This window comes from Nonomuraea dietziae, from assembly GCF_014195505.1.
Classification (GTDB): Bacteria; Actinomycetota; Actinomycetes; order Streptosporangiales; family Streptosporangiaceae; genus Nonomuraea; species Nonomuraea roseola.
Window position 1 is genome coordinate 4,282,988 of the sequence record NZ_JACIBV010000001.1, and the last position, 16,095, is coordinate 4,299,082.

The window sequence follows — 16,095 nt, forward strand, 5'->3', positions numbered from 1 at the left end:
CGAGGTTGCTCGAAGGCCTAGCCTCCGGAAACCTGCGGGTTTCCGGAGGTACGGGTCTTCGGGGAGGGGTCAGACGACAGGGAGGGTGCGGCGGACGCTGCGGCAGACGCCGTCGCTGGCCGCCGAGGCCGCCAGCCGTTCGGCCGTCGGCGTGCCGTACTCCGTGGTCCGCTGCCGGAGTGGGCGGCCCGTCGGGGCGACCATTTCGGCGATCTCCGAGATGGTCTTGTACGAGCCGTTCTCCGACCCCGCCATGCGGCTGATCGTCTCCTCCATGAGCGTGCCGCCGAGGTCGTTCACCCCGCCCTGGAGCACCTCGCGGCACAGGTCGTCGCGGAGCTTGACCCAGGAGCACTGGATGTTGGCGATCGCCCCGTGCAGCAGGATCCTCGCCAGCGCGTGCACCGCGCGGTTCTCCCTGGCGGTCGGCCCGGGACGGGCGACGCCCGCCAGGTAGATCGGCGCGCTGTGATGGACGAACGGCAGCAGCACGAACTCCGAGAAGCCGCCCGTCTGCTCCTGCAACCGCCTGATCAGCTTGATGTGCTGCACCCAGTGCAGGTGGGTGTCGACGTGGCCGTACATCATGGTCGAGGTCGTCGGGATGCCAACGCGGTGCGCGGTGGTGATGACGTCGATCCACTCGCGGGTGGGCAGCTTGCCCTTGGTCAGCACCCAGCGCACGTCGTCGTCCAGGATCTCCGCGGCGGTTCCGGGCAGCGAGTCCACCCCCGCCTCCTTGGCGGCGGTCAGCCAGTCCTCGACGGACAGGTTCGTCCGGCTCGCCCCGTTGATGACCTCCATCGGCGAGAAGGCGTGGACGTGCATGTCAGGCGTCCTGGCCTTCACCGCGCGGGCGATGTCGAAGTAGGCGGTGCCCGGCAGGTCAGGGTGGATGCCGCCCTGCATGCACACCTCGGTCGCCCCCGCCTCCCAGCCCTCCTGGGCGCGGTCGGCCACCTGGTCGAGGGAGAGGGTGTAGGCGTCGGCGTCGGTCCTGCGCTGGGCGAAGGCGCAGAACCTGCAGCCGGTGTAGCAGACGTTGGTGAAGTTGATGTTGCGGTTGACGACGTAGGTGACGTCGTCGCCCACGCTCTCGCGCCTGAGGTGGTCGGCCAGGCGGGTGAGCTCCTCCAGCGCGTCGCCCTCGGCGGCGAGCAGGGCGACGGCCTGGGCGTCGGTGAGGCTCGCGGGGGCGCGCTCGGCCTGTCGCAGCGCCTCGGCGACGTCCCCCATGACCCCGACGCCAGGGGCCGGGGTCCGAGACGACCCGAGGCCGCCGGCCGCCGTGGACAAGGCGGGCGTCTCCTGGGAGCCGTCTACCGCCGAAGAGGTGGACTTCTCCTGCGGGAAGCCGTCCGCCAGGAGGGCGCCGGGGGCGGCGGGCGCGGCGAGGCGGTCGCGCAGGGCGTCCCAGTCGCCGTAGACGTTGTCGAAGTCGTCGCGCCTGTCGTTCGTCCGCCCCGAGGTGTCCACCTCGACGTGCAGGTCCGTACGGCCGGCGGCCGCGAACCCCCCGTCGGGCTCCTGCCACGGACGGCCCACGAGCGGCGCGTCCTCGAGGGCGAGACCCGTCGCCGGGTCGGCCAGCGCCTCCACGTGCGCGAAAAGCCTGGGGTCGAGCCAGGGCTCCCCCGCCAGCACGTACTCCGGGTAGATCGTCAGCCGCTCCCTCAGGACGAACCCGGCCTCGGCCGTACGGGTGGCCAGCTCGTCGATGTGCGGCCATGGGCGCTCGGGGTTGACGTGGTCGGGCGTGAGGGGCGAGACGCCGCCCCAGTCGTCGATCCCCGCCCTGATCATGAGCGCGTACTCGGAGTCGACCAGGTTGGGCGGTGCCTGGACCCGCATCTTCGGCCCGAGCACCAGGCGCGTCACGGCGATCGTGGCTGCCAGCTCCTGGAGCGAGGCGTCGGGCAGCCCGCGCATCGCCGTGTCCTGCTTGGCGCGGAAGTTCTGGACGATGACCTCCTGGATGCCGCCGTACTCACGGGCCACCCGGCGGATCGCGAAGATCGACTCGGCCCTGTCCTCGATGGTCTCCCCGATGCCGATGAGGATGCCGGTGGTGAAGGGCACGTTGGAGCGCCCCGCGTCCTCCAGGACGCGCAGCCGTACGGCGGGGTCCTTGTCGGGAGAGCCGTAGTGGGCCGCGCCCTTGGTCTCGAACAGGGCGCGCGAGGTGGTCTCCAGCATCATGCCCATGGACGGCGCGACCGGCTTGAGCCGCTGGAAGTCGCGCCAGGTCAGCACTCCGGGGTTGAGATGCGGCAGCAGGCCGGTCTCCTCCAGCACCCTGATCGCCATCGCGCGCACGTACGAGAGCGTGTCGTCGTAGCCGTGCTCGTCCAGCCACGTGCGGGCCTGGTGCCAGCGGTCCTCCGGACGGTCGCCGAGCGTGAACAACGCCTCCTTGCATCCCATGGCCGCACCCTGCCTGGCGATCTCCAGCACCTCGTCGGGGCTGAGGAAGGCGTCGGGCAGCTTGCCTGGCGCGGTGGCGAAGGTGCAGTAGCCGCAGCGGTCCCTGCACAACCTGGTCAGAGGGATGAAGACCTTCTTGCTGTAGGTGATGACGCCGTTGCGACCGTTGGCGTCACGCACGCGTGAGGCGTGTTCCAGCAGGGCGTCGAGGTGCTCGTCCCTGGCCTGGAGCAGCACGGTGGCCTCGGTGAGGTCGAGCGCCTTGCCGTCACGGGCCCTGGCGAGGGCGCGGCGGAGGGCGGAATCGCTGACATAGGTCATACCGGCACATTAGCTGTTAAGCAAAGCTGAAGGGTGCGCCGTAGAAAGTCTCGATAGACGTAAATAGATGCAAGAGCAGATAATAAGAGGGAACGAAGGAGCACACCATGTCCTGGATCTTCATCCTCAGCCTGATCGCCGTTCTCGCCCTCGTCGGCCCGTTCTTCGGCAGCGACACCCGCGATGGAAGGGACTGGCGCAGGTCGCCGTTCAGAAGGAACGGTAGTCACGGGCGGACAGCCTAGGCCCGCGTGCGGGCGGCCTCAGCCCACTGAGCCCGACCAGCACGCAGGCCCTGTGCCTGTGCCCTCTGTACGGCTCCAGCAGCCGCATCATCTCCGCGTCGTCGGCCTTCTCGCCTGTCAGCGCCCAGCCCACGATCTTGGCCAGGTGGAAGTCCCCGACGCTCACCGCGTCAGCGTCACCGAAGCAGCGCTGCCGAACCTCCGCCGACGTCCACACCCCGATGCCGGGCAACGCCCGCAGCAGGCGGTCGAGCGAGGCGGAGTCGGCGGCGGCCTCCAGCTTGGCCGCGTGCCAGGCGGCCGTCGCGATCGTCCTGGCGCGCACGGCCTCGGCCCCCGCCCTGTGCCAGTCCCATGCCGGGATCTGGCGCCACACCTCGGGCTCGGGCATCACCCTCATGCCCTCGGGTGCGGGGCCAGGGGGCTGCGTGCCGTACTTGCGCAGCAGGTACCGCCACGCGCGCCACGCCTCCCTGCCGACCACCTTCTGCTCGAGAACGGCGGGCACGAGCGCCTCGAACACCAGCCCGCTCCTGCCGATGCGCGGCACGGCGAGCCCCTTGAGCACCTCGTGGTGCACGGTGAAGCCCGACAGGTCGTCGTCGGCGCCGACGAGGCCGGGGAGTGAGTCGAGCAGCCACGAGGCCCCCGCGCCCCACGCCTGGCCGCCGTGCCTGGTGAGGCGGAGCGTTCCTGGGCCGTCGGGCGTGCGTTTGGTCATCCAGAACGCGCCGTCGCCCGTTCGCCGCCAGGTGGGGTCGTATCCGCCATGCTGGTGCGGGCCCAGCAGCGCGGCCAGGTCGACGGGCATCTCGTAGCGGCGCTCGCGCACGTTTCCAGTCTGCCCGCCGTACCGCATGAGCAGGTCAGGCGTCGCTGGAGAAGCGCACGGCGCACTCGGGCAGGATCACGCCGGGCCAGACGCGCGCGCCCGCCTTCAGCTCGTTGCCCGCGCCGACGGTCGCGCCGTCGCCGATCACCGCGTCGCGCACCTCGGCGCCCTTGGAGATCCTGGCGCCGAGACCGACGAGGGAGTCGACCACGGTCGCCCCCGCCTCGATCACGCAGCCGTCGCCGAGCACGCTGCCGCTCACCGTGGCTCCGGCCTCGACCACGGCCCGCGCCCCGACCACGGAGCCGCCGTCGACCTTGGCCTCGGGCGAGACGACGGCGCCTTCGAGCGCCAGGCGTTCACCGGTGGGCCCGGGGAGCGCGGGCGAGCTCAGCCTGCCCAGCACCAGGTCGCGTGAGCCCTTGACGAAGGCGGCGGGGGTGCCGACGTCGAGCCAGTAGCTGCTGTCGGCGTAGCCGAGCACGAGAGCGCCCGACTCGATCAGCGAGGGGAACGTCTCGCGCTCGACCGACACGACCTGCCCCTCGGGGATCGAGTCGATCACCGAGCGGGTGAAGACGTAGCATCCGGCGTTGATGCGGTTGGTCATGGGATGGGGGGTCTTCTCCAGGAAGGCGGTGACCCGCCCGGAGGCGTCGGTCGGCACGCAGCCGAAGCGCGTGGGGTCCTCCACCTCGGTCAGGTGCAGCGTGACCGCGGCCTCTCGGGCGACGTGCTGCCTGACCTGGTCGCCGACGTCGTGCCCCGAGAGGATGTCGCCGTTGAGGATCAGCACAGGATCGCCAGGACCCGCGCTCAGCGCCTGCGCGGCGTTGCGGATCGCCCCACCCGTGCCGAGCGGTGTCTCCTCGGTCATGTAGACCAGCTCGAGACCCAGCGAGGACCCGTCGCCGAAGACCGGCTCGAACATCGAGGCCTTGTAGGAGGTGGCGAACACGATGCGCCGCACGCCGAAGGAGCGGGCCTGCGCGAGCTGGTGCGCCAGGAAGGGAACCCCCGCCGTGGGCAGCAACGGCTTGGGCGTGCCCAGCGTCAACGGACGCAGGCGGGTGCCCTGGCCCCCGACCAGGAGAATCGCCTCGAGGTCTGGCAAAGAGCTCTCCATCACCCCGTGAGGTTACCCAACTATTCGACCGCGCGTTGATACGACTGCAGATGTGCCTGGGCGGAGGCGTCCCAGCTGAACTCCCTCGCCCTCGCGAGACCCGCCGCGGCCAGCTGTTCGCGCCGGTCGGGCGCGGCCAGGAGCTGCCCGAGCGCGGCGGCGATGCTGTCGGGATCGGGCTCGGTGTAGGCGACCGCGTCGCCCCCCACCTCGGGCAGGGAGGTGCGGTGCGTGGTCAGCACGGGCGCGCCGCAGGCCATCGCCTCCAGCACCGGCAGCCCGAATCCCTCGCCGCGCGAGGGGAAGGCCACCACCAGGGCGCCGCCGAGGAAGCCGGGCAGGTCGGCGTAGGACAGATAACCGGGGCGCACCACCTTCACCGTGGCCTCCACCTCGCTCACGGCCGCGTCGACGTCGTCCTCGTGGATGCCGCCGACGATGACCAGCGCGGGTGGGTTCTCCAGGCGCTCGACCGCTCTGGCGAAGCCTCTGATCAGGTTCGGCACGTTCTTGCGCGGCTCGAGCGCGCCGAGGAAGGCGACGTACGGCTGGCCGTGCAGGGCCAGCCTGTCGGCCACCCTTCTGCTCTCCAGCTCGGTCGGCGCGTGGAAGATCTCGTGGTCGACGCCGTGGTAGGCGACGTCGATCCTGGTCGGGTCGGCCGACAGCACCCTGATCAGCTCGTCCCTTGTCGCCTTGGACGGCACGATCACCCGCTGCGCGTGGCGTACGGCGGTGCGGGTGGCCGACCTGAAGAACGACGCCTTGACCGTGGCGTGCCGCTCCTGCTCGGTGAACCAGGTGACGTCGTGGACGGTCACCACGGTCGGCACCCCGGGGCGCAGCGGCATGGAGTAGTAGGGCGCGTGGATCACCTGCGCGCCCACCCGCTGGGCGATCACCGGCAGGCCGGTCTGCTCCCACGCCAGCCTGGCGCCCGTGTTGGCGATGGCGACGGGACCCTGCACCACCCTCGCGGAGGGGGCGATCCTGCTGTACCTGTCGGCGTCGGCCCGCTGGCAGACCACACTCACGTCGGCGCCGGCCCGGTGGAGCCCGCCGACCAACCCATCGACGTATCGGTTGAGCGCGCCGCGGTCGGCGTGTACGGCCGCCGCGTCGATGAGCACTCGGGGCATCACGAAAGATCCCTCCCCAGAAGACCCTCGTCCGACTCCAACCCTACGACCCGGTGGGGCAAATCACACGGGATTACGGTCCACTGTGGCTCTCGCGGCGGCTCCCGCCGCGGCGGCGCAGATGAGGTCGGCCAGGATGATCACCATGCGGGAGCACAGCGCGAGGGCGATCGCCGAGCCGCGGTCGAGGACAGGCGACAGCACCGCCACCATGGCCGCCTCGCGCACCCCCGCCCCCGCGGGCACGACGAAGGTCATGATGCCCAGGCACCACGTCAGCGCGAACGCGCCGATGGCGAACAGCAGCCCTCCCGAGGCCCCCATGTCGGCGGTCAGGAGGAACAGGTGCACGCCGTAGGCGCCCCATCCGGCCAGCGCCCACGCCAGCGCCGTGAGCATGCCCCTGCGGCTGAGCGGCCTCTCGAGCGGCTCGCGCCTGAGCCTGCGCAGTCCGAAGCCGATCAACGCGTTGATCACCTTCGGTTCGAGGAGCACCAGGAGCACGGGGATGAACAGCAGCGCCCATCCGAAGCGGTCCCAGCCGAGCGTGACCAGCGTGACCAGCAGCCCGGTGGCCAGCTGGATCGGCATCATCAGGAAGAAGGCCGTCGCGCTGCGCGGGCGCGGCACGCCGAGGTCCTTGCCCATCTCCATCTGGGCGAGCACGGGCCACACCGCGCCGGGGATGTACTTGCCGAGCTGGCCGACGAAGAACACCTTCGCCGCGGGCCTGAGTGGCAGCGGCGAGCCCAGGTCGGCCAGCAGGGTCCGCCACGTCATCATGGCCGCGAGCAGCGCGACGACCACCGAGACGAGCGAGCCTGCCAGCATCGGCCAGGTGAGCATGGCGAACCCGGCGACGACCGCGTCCCACTGCGAGGCGACGACCCAGGCGCCGAACCCGAGCGCGACCAGCAGGAAGCCGAGCCGTACCGCCTTCTTCACAGCCGCTCCGGCGGCTGCGGCAGCGCGGCCCCCGCGGGCGTGCGCGGCCGCTTGGTGGCCACCCACAGGTAGGTGGGCACCAGCGGCAGCATCAGCTTGAGCACCGCCCGCGGCGTGCGGGCCAGCACACCCTGCGCGATCCTGCCGAGCACGCCGGGGAACAGCTCGCCGCCCGCGAACGCCGTGGGGGTGGCCAGAACGGGGAAGGTGTAGTCCCACACGTAGAAGGCGCGGGTCATCTTCCTCAGCCCCCGCCTGGTGCGGAAGCGCTCGTAGTAGTGGTCGGCCCTGCCGGAGGCGCGCACGTAACGGTCGGCCAGCCAAGCGGGCAGGTACGACAGGAACGGCAGCTTGTAGTGCGGCTCCATGATGCCGAGCTTGTTGCCGAGCCCCAGGTAGAGGACGCCGTCCTCGGACAGCACCCTGTGCATCTCGGCCACGACCGCGTCGGGGTCGACGACGTGCTCGTAGATGTGGTTGAAGACCAGCACGTCGACCGAGCCGTCGGGAAAGGGCAGCGCGGTGCCGTCGCCGCAGATGAAGGCGACCCGCTTGCCGAAGCGGTCGGCGGCCTTGCGCAGGCCGGGCACGTCGATGTCGATGCCGAGCGTGCGCCCCGCGCCCGCGGCCGCGAGCTCGTCGGCGATGAACCCCGCCGAGCAGCCGACGTCGCCCACGGTCAGCCCCTCGAGCGGCCCGTGGAAGTGCTCGAGGACTGCGATGATCTTCGCGGCCTTACGCCTGCGCTTGGCTTCGTCGAGCATCGCCGGCTGGAACTCGGAGTACTCGAGCTGCTTCTCCTTCACCACGTCCCCGATCCTCTCAGGCTCGAAGGAGTGTGTCGGTGTAGGTGCGCCAGAACGGCTCGGGATCGACGGCCCTGACGCCCGCTCTCAGCCGCTCGGGGTCCTCGTAGAACCGCTCGATCGCCTTGCGCAGCGCCTCGACGTCATCGGGCTCGACCAGCAGGCCGTCGACGCCGTCGCGGACGTTGTCGGCCAGCGCGCCGACCCTGGTCGCGATCACCGGCACCCCGTGCTCGTGCCCGAGCCACACGTTCTGGCTGGCCGTGGCGTTCCTGTACGGCAGGACCAGCGCGTCGGCCTGGGCGAACAGCGCGGGCACCTCGTCGGCGGCCACGTAGCCGGGGCGCAGCTCCACCCTGTCGCCGATGCCCAGCTCGGCGATCAGCGCCCTGGTGTCGTCGAGCCCGCCCCAGAACTCGCCCGCCACGGTGAGCCCCACACCTGGAGGCAGCGCCCTGAGCAGCAGGTCGAGCCCCTTGTACGGCCTGACGATGCCGAAGAAGAGCAGCCTGTGGTGCGTGCCCTCGGCTCTGGCGGCGCTCCTGGCGGGCAGGTGCGGAGGGAGCGCGGCGGTGCTGATCGGCCTGGCCGTGAGCGACCCGGCGAGACTGGCCTGCTGATCGGAGTGGGTCAGCACGCCGTCGACCCGCTTGAGCAGCGCCTTCATCAATGGCTCGTCCCACGGCTTGCGCTCGTGGGGCAGGACGTTGTGGCAGAGCGCGATCGTCCTGGCCTTACGCCCGATGCCGGACAGGATGCCGAGGTAGGCGGGGACCTGTACCGGGCTGAGCACCGCGAGGATCACCAGGTCGGCGCTCCTGAGCCGCCGCCCCGCCGCCACCCAGCCGTCGGGCCTGCGCCAGTCGAGCCGCCTGTGCGTGCGCGGGTACGGCTCGCCCTCGGGGACGTCGATCGTCTGCTGCCCCGGGTAGAGGAAGGAGGGGTACTGCGCCTTCCACGACTCGATCACCACGTCGTGGCCCATGGCCGCGAGCCTGTGGGCCAGCTCGGTGGTGTGCTGCGCGCCCCCGCCCTTGTAGGGGTAGGTCGGGCCGACGATCGCGATCCTCATTCGCCGCGTGACCTCACGATCAGGTCGGCCAGCAGCGCCACCGAGCCGATCAGCATGCCGGACAGCACGATCATGATGGTGTTCGTCGGGATGTAGAAGGGCGTCCGCACCATGTCGGTGACGAACTTGACGAACCCGATGCCCACCAACCACAGGGCGGGCGGCATGAGCACCTTGAGCGGGTTGAAGTACATGACCATCCGCAGCACCTGCAGGATGTAGCGGTAGGCGTCGCTGACGAAGCTGAACTTCGACTTGCCGGCCCGCTTGGCGTACTCGATCGGCAGGTAGTAGACGTCGTGCTGGTTCGACAGGAACGACAGCGTGATCGTCGTGACGCACGAGAAGCCGGGGGGCAGCAGCCTGAGGTACGGCCTGGCCACCGACTTGCGGAAGGCCCTCAGCCCCGAGTTGAGGTCGGGGATCTTCTGCCCTGCCAGCTTCTCCGCGATCTTGCGGATCACCCACTTGGCGGGCACCCTGAGGAGCTTGTGCGAGCCCTCCTCGGTGGTGCGCGCGCCGACCACCTGGTCGACCGTCTGGTCCTTCTCCAGGATCTGGACCAGCTCGGGGATGCGCTCGTTCGGGTAGGTCATGTCCGCGTCGGTCCAGACCACGATCTCGCCACGCGCCTCCTGCGTGCCGATTCTGCGGACGGTGCCCGAGCCGCCGTTGCGGTGGAAGGCGCGGATGCGCATGTGCGGGAAGCGCGGCGCGGCCTCCTCGAGCCTGGCCAGCGTCGCGTCGGTGGAGCAGTCGTCGACGGCCACCAGCTCGTAGGTGTAGCCGCTTGAGTCCATCGCCTTGGTGATGCGTTCGACCTCGTCAAGGACGTGGTCCTGCTCGTTGTAGCAGGGCAGGACGATCGTGACGTACGGCGTAGCTTCCACGGCGGATCCAGTCTTGGGGGGCTCAAGCGTGCTCACGTGGGACGAGGGTACCCTTCCCTGTCACGCCCCGGTTCCACTCGGTCAAGATGCTCCGCCGACTACACGGCGATGAGCGAGGGACGCACGGCGGGCTTGGCGGCGTCGAGAAGAGCGTGAAGATCATCTGGATCCGAGGTGACGATGGCGGCGTTCCACTGGATCGCCGTCATGACGACCGTGGCGTCGACGACATCCAAGCTGCCTGCCTTTCCGCACAGCTTTCCCGCTTCGCGCCCCATGGCCTCCGTCATGTCCACGATGTCGCAGCCGAACAGCAACCGCGCGAGAGACGCCTGCCTCGCCGAGCCCCGCCACACCTGAGCCAGCACCGGCACGGGAAGGATCACGTGCCGGCCGGCACCGACTGCCAGCCTGTGTCGCACCCACATCCGGCGATCATTCGATTCCGCCGCGATGAGCGCCCCGGCGTCGTAGACGATCGCCGACTGAACGGTTCCTGTCCTCATCCGGCCAGCCTTCCGACATCGCCGAACATCTCGGCGTCGGCTCTGGCCAGCTCCGCCGCCGCCGCGGAGAGTTCGTCATCCGTGATCTCGCCGTGTTCGGCTTCCCACTCGCGCACCGCTGCGAGGCCCGCCTCCCTGCGGATGACGTGACCGGCGGCCTGGGTGAGCCACGCCGAGACGCTCAGCCCATCGCGCTCCGCCAGCCTGGCGACCTCGTCCAGGATCTCTTCGGGAAGCGAGATGGAGATCTTCTTCACAGCCATCATGCGACCACGGTAGCACCGCGACGTGATCAGGGCAGGGACATCCAGACGTTGACCACCAGGCGCCAGGTGCCGTCAGGCGGCTTCACCAGGGAGCGTTCGTCCTGGCGGGTGTCGAGGGCGATGACGTGTCGCGGCGGGCCGTACCCGGAGAGCTGGCCGGGCTCCGCGGCCAGCAGCACGGGCGTCCGCCCCGCCCTCCTGACGCCCTCGATCAGGCGCAGGACGTCCCCGCTGGACGGGGTGTCTCTCGACCGCGGCCTGCGCACCTGGGCCGCCGGTATCCCGCAGGTGCCGCGGACGACCTGGGTGAAGCGCTCGGCCGTGACGCGCTCGACGATCAGCACAGAGGCGTCGGAGGGGATGCTCGCGCACAGGTTCTGGACGGCCGCGCGCTCGCCCCTTTCGATCGGGGTGAAGGCGGTGCCGATGGAGGTGAAGGCCACCGGCGCCAGGAGCAGCACGACGGCGACGCCGCCGAACCAGCGCGTGCCGCGCCCGCCGCGCCCGAGCCGCTCGCGCGTCCAGGCCAGCCCCCAGACGGCCAGCATGATCAGGCCGGGGATCACGACGGGCACCAGGCGGCGCGAGGCCCACGGATGGTCGGGGGTGATCTCGGGCTTGAGCAGCGTGGTGACGGTGGTCCAGCCGATGACGGCCAGCGGCAGCAGCCACTCGAAGGGAGCCCCTTCGCGCAGCAGCCGCCTGACCAGCACGACGGCCGCCAGCGTGGCGAAGGCCACGACGGGCACGCCGACGTACCAGATCACCCAGTAGAGGGAGTCCTCGAAGTAGAGGCGGGTGCCGTCGACGGGCAGGCCGTTGTTCTTCTGCGTCACCCGGAGGAACTCGTAGGTCAGCCAGTCCTCTTCGGTGGTGGGTTCGCGGCGGACGGTCTGGACCCACGGCCGTACGGCCAGGCCCAGCATGACCAGCGCGACCAGGCCCGCGCCGATCTCGGGCAGCCGCCTGGGCAGGCGCAGCCCTGACAGCCTGCCCGCCATGGCGGTGCCGACGGCCGTCAGCACCACCACCACGGCGCAGATGAGCAGCAGCGGGCCCACCGAGCGCGACAGATACTCCAGGTACGGGCCCGCGAACGCCCAAGCGGCCACGAATCCGAGCCCCACGCCCGCCGCCAAGCCCGCCAGCAGCGAGAAGCCGCGGCGCAGCGCCAGCAGCAGGCCGCCGAAGGCCAGGACGGGCAGGACGTCGCGCAGCGCGTCGATGCGCACCAGCACGGCCAGCCCGAACACCAGCCCGGCCACGGCCCTCTCCCAGCGTCCCGCGCCGTCGCGGAGGGCGTCGTGGAGGAGGGCGACGCCGCCGAAGATCAGGATCAGGGAGGCGATCTCGCTGAAGGTCGCGCGCGAGGTGTAGAGGATGGGCATGCTGATCGCGAAGGTCAGCGCCGCCAGCGCGGCCCAGCTGGCGCCCGCCAGTCTGGCGACCGCTCCGGCCAGCACGAGCGTGGCCAGCGCGCCGAGCACGGGCGGCGTGAGCAGCAGCCCGCCCAGCCACTCCCCCGCCGCGTACAGCATCGGCGGGCCGGGCAGGAACTGCGGCACCACGGCGCCGTCGGCGTCGTAGAAGCCCATGCTGCGGAACCACAGCGCGGGGTCGTCGCCGCCGAACGCCTCGGCCTGTCGCGGGATCGGAAGGGAGCCGTGCCTGGCGATCCAGATCGCGTACTGGGCGTAGGTGGCGGGGTCGCGGCGGACGATCAGCTGCTCACCGTGCATGACCAGGTTGAACACCAGCGAGAACAGGGCGACGCCGAACACCCCGCCCACCTGCCGCGCGGTGGCGTCGAGGTCAGGCAGCCGGGTGAGCGCGACCCTGCACAGCACCACCAGGACGGCCGCGGCGAGGATCACCGTGGGAAGCGGCCTGAACCACCCGGCCAGCAGGAGCGGCAGCCCGGCCAGCAGCCAGGAGGCCACCGCGAGCGCGGGCAGCACGGAGGCGACGGCGAGCACCCTGCCCGCCGACGGTCTGCGCGTGCGTTCGAGCAAGGCGAGTCTCATCGGTGATCGCGAGAGTATCCAACGCCGCCGACGGCCGGGCGCGGCATCTGCCGTGGAAGCCGGTAGCGTACGGCAGGCGTCGGGCTGCGCCCGGCCGTGACCTGGGCGTCGGGACGGGGAGGGCACGCGGGGTGGAAGCCGGGCGGTCGGCCTGGGTACGGCAGCAGGCCATGACGGCGAGGGACACCGCGGTCGCGACATGGCGGTCGAGCGAGGGGTGGCGGCAGGCCACGGCGGCCAAGGTGCTGCCGAGGCTGCGGAGACATCGCTGGTTCGTCGGCGTGTTCGGCGTCGGCGCCCTGCTCAGGCTGGTCACCATGCTGGGTTACAGGCCCGCGCTGTGGTTCCCCGACTCCTACACCTACATCGTCACCGTCTTCCACCTGCGTCCGGATCTGGTGCGGCCCGCGGGCTACTCCTTCTTCCTCAAGCTGCTGCAGCCGTTCCAGGGGTTCGCCGCCGTCACCGCCGTGCAGCACCTGCTCGGCCTGGCCACCGGCGTGCTGATCTATCTGGCCGCGCGCAGGGTGCCGAGGTGGGCCGCCACGCTGGCGGCCGCGCCCGTGCTGCTCGACGCCTACCAGATCGAGCTCGAACACCTGCTGGTCTCCGACGCGCTGTTCACCTTCCTGGTCGTCGCCGCGGTGGTGCTCGCCATCCGCAGAAGGCTCACCTGGCGTACGGCGCTGGCCGTCGGGCTGCTGCTCGCCTGCGCCTCCCTCACCAGGACGGTCGGCCAGCCGCTCATCGTGGTGCTGTGCGCCTGGCTGCTGCTGCGCAGGAGGATCGCGCTGGCGGGCATCACCGCGGCCGCCGCGCTCCTGCCGGTGCTCGCCTACGGCCTCTGGTTCCACGCCACCTACGACAGGGTCGGCATCGTCGGCGCGAACGGGGTCTTCCTCTACGCGCGCACGATGTCCTTCGCCGACTGCGGGACGATGGATCCGCCGCCCGACCTGGCGGTGCTGTGCGACCCGCGCCCGCCGGAGGACAGGCCGCCCTCGCAGGAGTACATCTGGGCCAAGGACGCGCCCCTGGTGAAGCTGCCCGACATCACCTTCTCCGAGGCCAACGACGATCTGGCGGGAAGGTTCGCGATGCTGGCCATCCGCAGCCAGCCGCTCGACTATCTCGGTTCGGTGTTGTCGGAGCTGGCGCGCACGTTCACGCTGGGCAGGCCGGTCTATCCTGACGCGGAAATCTACGCTTACTACGAGTTTCCTGTGAAACCCCCCGCGCCGCCCGGCCGATATCCCGCTCAACGTGGCGCGGAATTCGCACACAAATACGAAAAGGGACCGATCGGCACCGCTATCGTGGAGCCGTTCGCGGGCTGGATGCGCGCCTACCAGGACGTCGCCCGCCTGCCAGGCACCGTGCTGCTGGTGCTGCTGGCGGTGCCGCTCGCCGTCGCGATCAGGCGCAGGAGCTACCAGGGCGCATGGCTTCTGCCCTGGTCAACGGCGTGGGTGCTGCTGCTCGTGCCGCCCGCGGTCGCCGAGTTCGACTACCGCTACACGCTGCCCGCCGTACCGCTGGCCTGTCTGGCTGCGGCACTGTGCACCAGACGCGTAACGTAAAGTTTTTCACGTCTACATTCCACGAAATGTCCGGCTCTGAGTATGCTCTGGGACTGGATCATCACGCCCGGGTCACGACCTTTTGGGTCGTTCTTGGCTCCCGCAACGCTTGCGGTGTCCTAGTCTCGTGGCGCGATGAGCGATCGACCGAGCCAGCACGACGCGGGCTCCGAATCTCCGGACGAGGAGGCCGTTGTGCGAAGCAAGCCGACTGCGGGCTCCACGCCGACTGGGTGAGGAGATCGTATGAGCAACCACAGGAGCGGTGGCGTCCAGGACCGTCTGGTGGCGCCGACCTCCCCCGGTTTCCGGTCCTCCAGGAGAGCCGCCGCCTCAGCCCCTCCCCCTCCGCCCCCTCCGAGAGAGCCGCGAGGACGCAGGAGCGGCGACGACGGGCGCAAGAAGCTGAGCGGCCTGGCCTGGACGAGCATCGCCCTGACCGGCCTGGTGGTCGCCGGGTCGCTGACCGGCTACACCTTTTACCGCACCGCGCTGGCCGGCATCGTCACCAACGACCCGGGCACGAAGATCATCAATCCGCGTCCCGCGAACGCCACCGGCGCGCTCAACGTGCTGATCGTCGGCTCCGACACCCGCCACGGCGAGGGCAACGCCAGGTACGGCCAGGCCGACTCCAGGATCGACTCGGGCAAGCGCACCGACACGATGATCCTCATGCACATCTCCCCCACCAGGGACAAGGCGCAGCTCATCAGCTTCCCGCGCGACTCGATGGTCCAGATTCCGCAGTGTGAGGCCGAGAAGAGCAAGACGGTCCTCCCGGCCACGCGCGACATGATCAACTCGGCCTACAACCGCGGCGGCATCGCCTGCACGATCACCACGATCGAGACGCTGACCGGCATCCGCATCGACCACAACGTCGAGGTGGACTTCAACGGCTTCAAGGCCATCGTCGACGAGCTCGAGGGCATCGAGGTCTGCCTGAACAACGCGGTCGACGACAAGAAGTCCAAGCTCAAGCTGCCCCGCGGCAGGTCGACGCTGAACGGCGAGCAGGCCCTCGGCTACGTCCGCCTGCGCGCCTACGGCAACGGCAGCGACCTCGAGCGCATCAAGCGCCAGCAGCTCTTCGCCAGCCAGGTCGTCAAGAAGATCACCACCGGCGGCGTCCTGTCCAATCCGACCAAGCTGCTCGGCCTGATCCAGGCGGCCTCCTCGTCGGTCACCATGGACAAGAAGCTGGCCGACGACCCCAACAGACTTCTGGAGATCGCCCAGAGCGCCAGATCGCTGACCGCGAGCAAGGTGCAGTTCTACATGGTTCCCGTCCTGGCCGACCCCACCGACTCCAACAGGGTCATCTGGGACCCGGCCCGCGCGCCCAAGCTCTTCGAGGCCCTCAAGAACGACACCGCGCTACCTGAGCCCGCGCCCACGGCCAAGAAGTTCGTACCCAAGGTCGAGCAGGTCAAGATCCAGGTGATCAACGGCACGACCACGCCGGGCAAGGCGGGCGAGGTCGCCCAGCAGCTGGCCGAGCTCGGATTCGACGTGGTCGGCACGGGCAACGCCCTGACCGCCGCGGGCACCAGCCAGCCCAAGACCCTGCTGCTGTACGGCAAGCGCGACACCACCGGCCCCGACTACGCCAGCGTGCTCGCCTCGAAGCTGTCGGGCACCAAGCGTCCCTCCACCAGGGGCAAGGTCAAGGTCACCAACCCGCAGCCGTTCACCGCGGCCGGCACCACCCAGACCGTCGCCGACAAGGGCGCGGACAAGGGCGCCGAGAAGGCCCCGGTGATCCAGCTGCTGATCGGCGACGACTTCACGGGCGTCCGCACCGAGATCCCCGAGTCCATCAAGGAGACCGGCATCTCCGCCGACACCAAGAACATCTGCGCCTGACCTGACCCGTCGCCCATAGTTGAGATAAGCGGTTCTTGACTGATTTATGC

Annotated in this window: 13 protein-coding genes; 2 read left to right on the top strand and 11 right to left on the bottom strand. The window is 70.2% G+C overall.

Features of this window, described 5'->3' with window-relative positions:
* Positions 1 to 69: 69 nt before the first annotated feature.
* From FHR33_RS20250 to FHR33_RS20300, 11 genes are all read right to left on the bottom strand, one after another.
* Positions 70 to 2,745: a bifunctional FO biosynthesis protein CofGH gene (locus FHR33_RS20250; RefSeq protein ID WP_183650022.1), complete on the bottom strand. Its 2,676-nt coding sequence runs from the start codon at positions 2,743 to 2,745 to the stop codon at positions 70 to 72.
* A gap of 210 nt (positions 2,746 to 2,955) precedes the next feature.
* Complete coding sequence (locus FHR33_RS20255) at positions 2,956 to 3,822, bottom strand: DNA-3-methyladenine glycosylase family protein (protein ID WP_312895632.1); 867 nt, start codon at positions 3,820 to 3,822, stop codon at positions 2,956 to 2,958.
* A 34-nt stretch (positions 3,823 to 3,856) separates the two neighbouring features.
* Positions 3,857 to 4,936, bottom strand: a complete 1,080-nt coding sequence (manB, locus tag FHR33_RS20260; protein ID WP_246452017.1) for a mannose-1-phosphate guanylyltransferase — start codon at positions 4,934 to 4,936, stop codon at positions 3,857 to 3,859.
* A gap of 32 nt (positions 4,937 to 4,968) precedes the next feature.
* Complete coding sequence (locus tag FHR33_RS20265) at positions 4,969 to 6,087, bottom strand: glycosyltransferase family 4 protein (RefSeq protein ID WP_221241172.1); 1,119 nt, start codon at positions 6,085 to 6,087, stop codon at positions 4,969 to 4,971.
* A gap of 63 nt (positions 6,088 to 6,150) precedes the next feature.
* Positions 6,151 to 7,032 (bottom strand): lysylphosphatidylglycerol synthase domain-containing protein, encoded by an 882-nt coding sequence (locus FHR33_RS20270; RefSeq protein ID WP_183650035.1) that lies wholly within the window; start codon positions 7,030 to 7,032, stop codon positions 6,151 to 6,153.
* The gene (locus FHR33_RS20275) at positions 7,029 to 7,841 is read right to left on the bottom strand and encodes a class I SAM-dependent methyltransferase (protein WP_312895633.1); all 813 of its coding nucleotides are present in this window, start codon (positions 7,839 to 7,841) and stop codon (positions 7,029 to 7,031) included. The genes FHR33_RS20270 and FHR33_RS20275 overlap by 4 nt, the downstream gene beginning before the upstream one ends.
* Before the next feature lie 13 nt (positions 7,842 to 7,854).
* A complete protein-coding gene (locus FHR33_RS20280) occupies positions 7,855 to 8,910 on the bottom strand; it encodes a glycosyltransferase family 4 protein (RefSeq protein ID WP_183650038.1) in 1,056 nt (351 codons plus the stop codon).
* Positions 8,907 to 9,800, bottom strand: a complete 894-nt coding sequence (locus tag FHR33_RS20285) for a glycosyltransferase family 2 protein (protein ID WP_312895634.1) — start codon at positions 9,798 to 9,800, stop codon at positions 8,907 to 8,909. The genes FHR33_RS20280 and FHR33_RS20285 overlap by 4 nt, the downstream gene beginning before the upstream one ends.
* 98 nt (positions 9,801 to 9,898) lie before the next feature.
* Positions 9,899 to 10,306, bottom strand: coding sequence for a PIN domain-containing protein (locus tag FHR33_RS20290; protein ID WP_183650043.1), 408 nt, complete (start codon positions 10,304 to 10,306; stop codon positions 9,899 to 9,901).
* A complete protein-coding gene (locus tag FHR33_RS20295) occupies positions 10,303 to 10,572 on the bottom strand; it encodes a ribbon-helix-helix protein, CopG family (protein ID WP_183650046.1) in 270 nt (89 codons plus the stop codon). Before FHR33_RS20295 ends, FHR33_RS20290 begins: the two co-directional genes overlap by 4 nt.
* A 26-nt stretch (positions 10,573 to 10,598) precedes the next feature.
* Complete coding sequence (locus tag FHR33_RS20300; protein WP_183650049.1) at positions 10,599 to 12,596, bottom strand: hypothetical protein; 1,998 nt, start codon at positions 12,594 to 12,596, stop codon at positions 10,599 to 10,601.
* Between the two features lie 131 nt (positions 12,597 to 12,727).
* Here FHR33_RS20300 and FHR33_RS20305 point away from each other — a divergent pair, with 131 nt between their 5' ends.
* The gene (locus FHR33_RS20305) at positions 12,728 to 14,176 is read left to right on the top strand and encodes a glycosyltransferase family protein (protein WP_312895635.1); all 1,449 of its coding nucleotides are present in this window, start codon (positions 12,728 to 12,730) and stop codon (positions 14,174 to 14,176) included.
* A 246-nt stretch (positions 14,177 to 14,422) separates the two neighbouring features.
* Complete coding sequence (locus tag FHR33_RS20310; RefSeq protein ID WP_183650052.1) at positions 14,423 to 16,045, top strand: LCP family protein; 1,623 nt, start codon at positions 14,423 to 14,425, stop codon at positions 16,043 to 16,045.
* Positions 16,046 to 16,095: the final 50 nt, after the last annotated feature.

Excerpts from the sequence above, each read along its gene's own strand:
- FHR33_RS20280 (WP_183650038.1), bottom strand. The coding sequence starts at position 8,910 with ATGAGGATCGCGATCGTCGGCCCGACCTACCCCTACAAGGGCGGGGGC.
- FHR33_RS20310 (WP_183650052.1), top strand. The coding sequence starts at position 14,423 with ATGAGCAACCACAGGAGCGGTGGCGTCCAGGACCGTCTGGTGGCGCCG.
- FHR33_RS20290 (WP_183650043.1), bottom strand. The coding sequence starts at position 10,306 with ATGAGGACAGGAACCGTTCAGTCGGCGATCGTCTACGACGCCGGGGCG.
- FHR33_RS20295 (WP_183650046.1), bottom strand. The coding sequence starts at position 10,572 with ATGATGGCTGTGAAGAAGATCTCCATCTCGCTTCCCGAAGAGATCCTG.
- FHR33_RS20250 (WP_183650022.1), bottom strand. The coding sequence starts at position 2,745 with ATGACCTATGTCAGCGATTCCGCCCTCCGCCGCGCCCTCGCCAGGGCC.
- FHR33_RS20300 (WP_183650049.1), bottom strand. The coding sequence starts at position 12,596 with ATGAGACTCGCCTTGCTCGAACGCACGCGCAGACCGTCGGCGGGCAGG.
- FHR33_RS20265 (WP_221241172.1), bottom strand. The coding sequence starts at position 6,087 with ATGCCCCGAGTGCTCATCGACGCGGCGGCCGTACACGCCGACCGCGGC.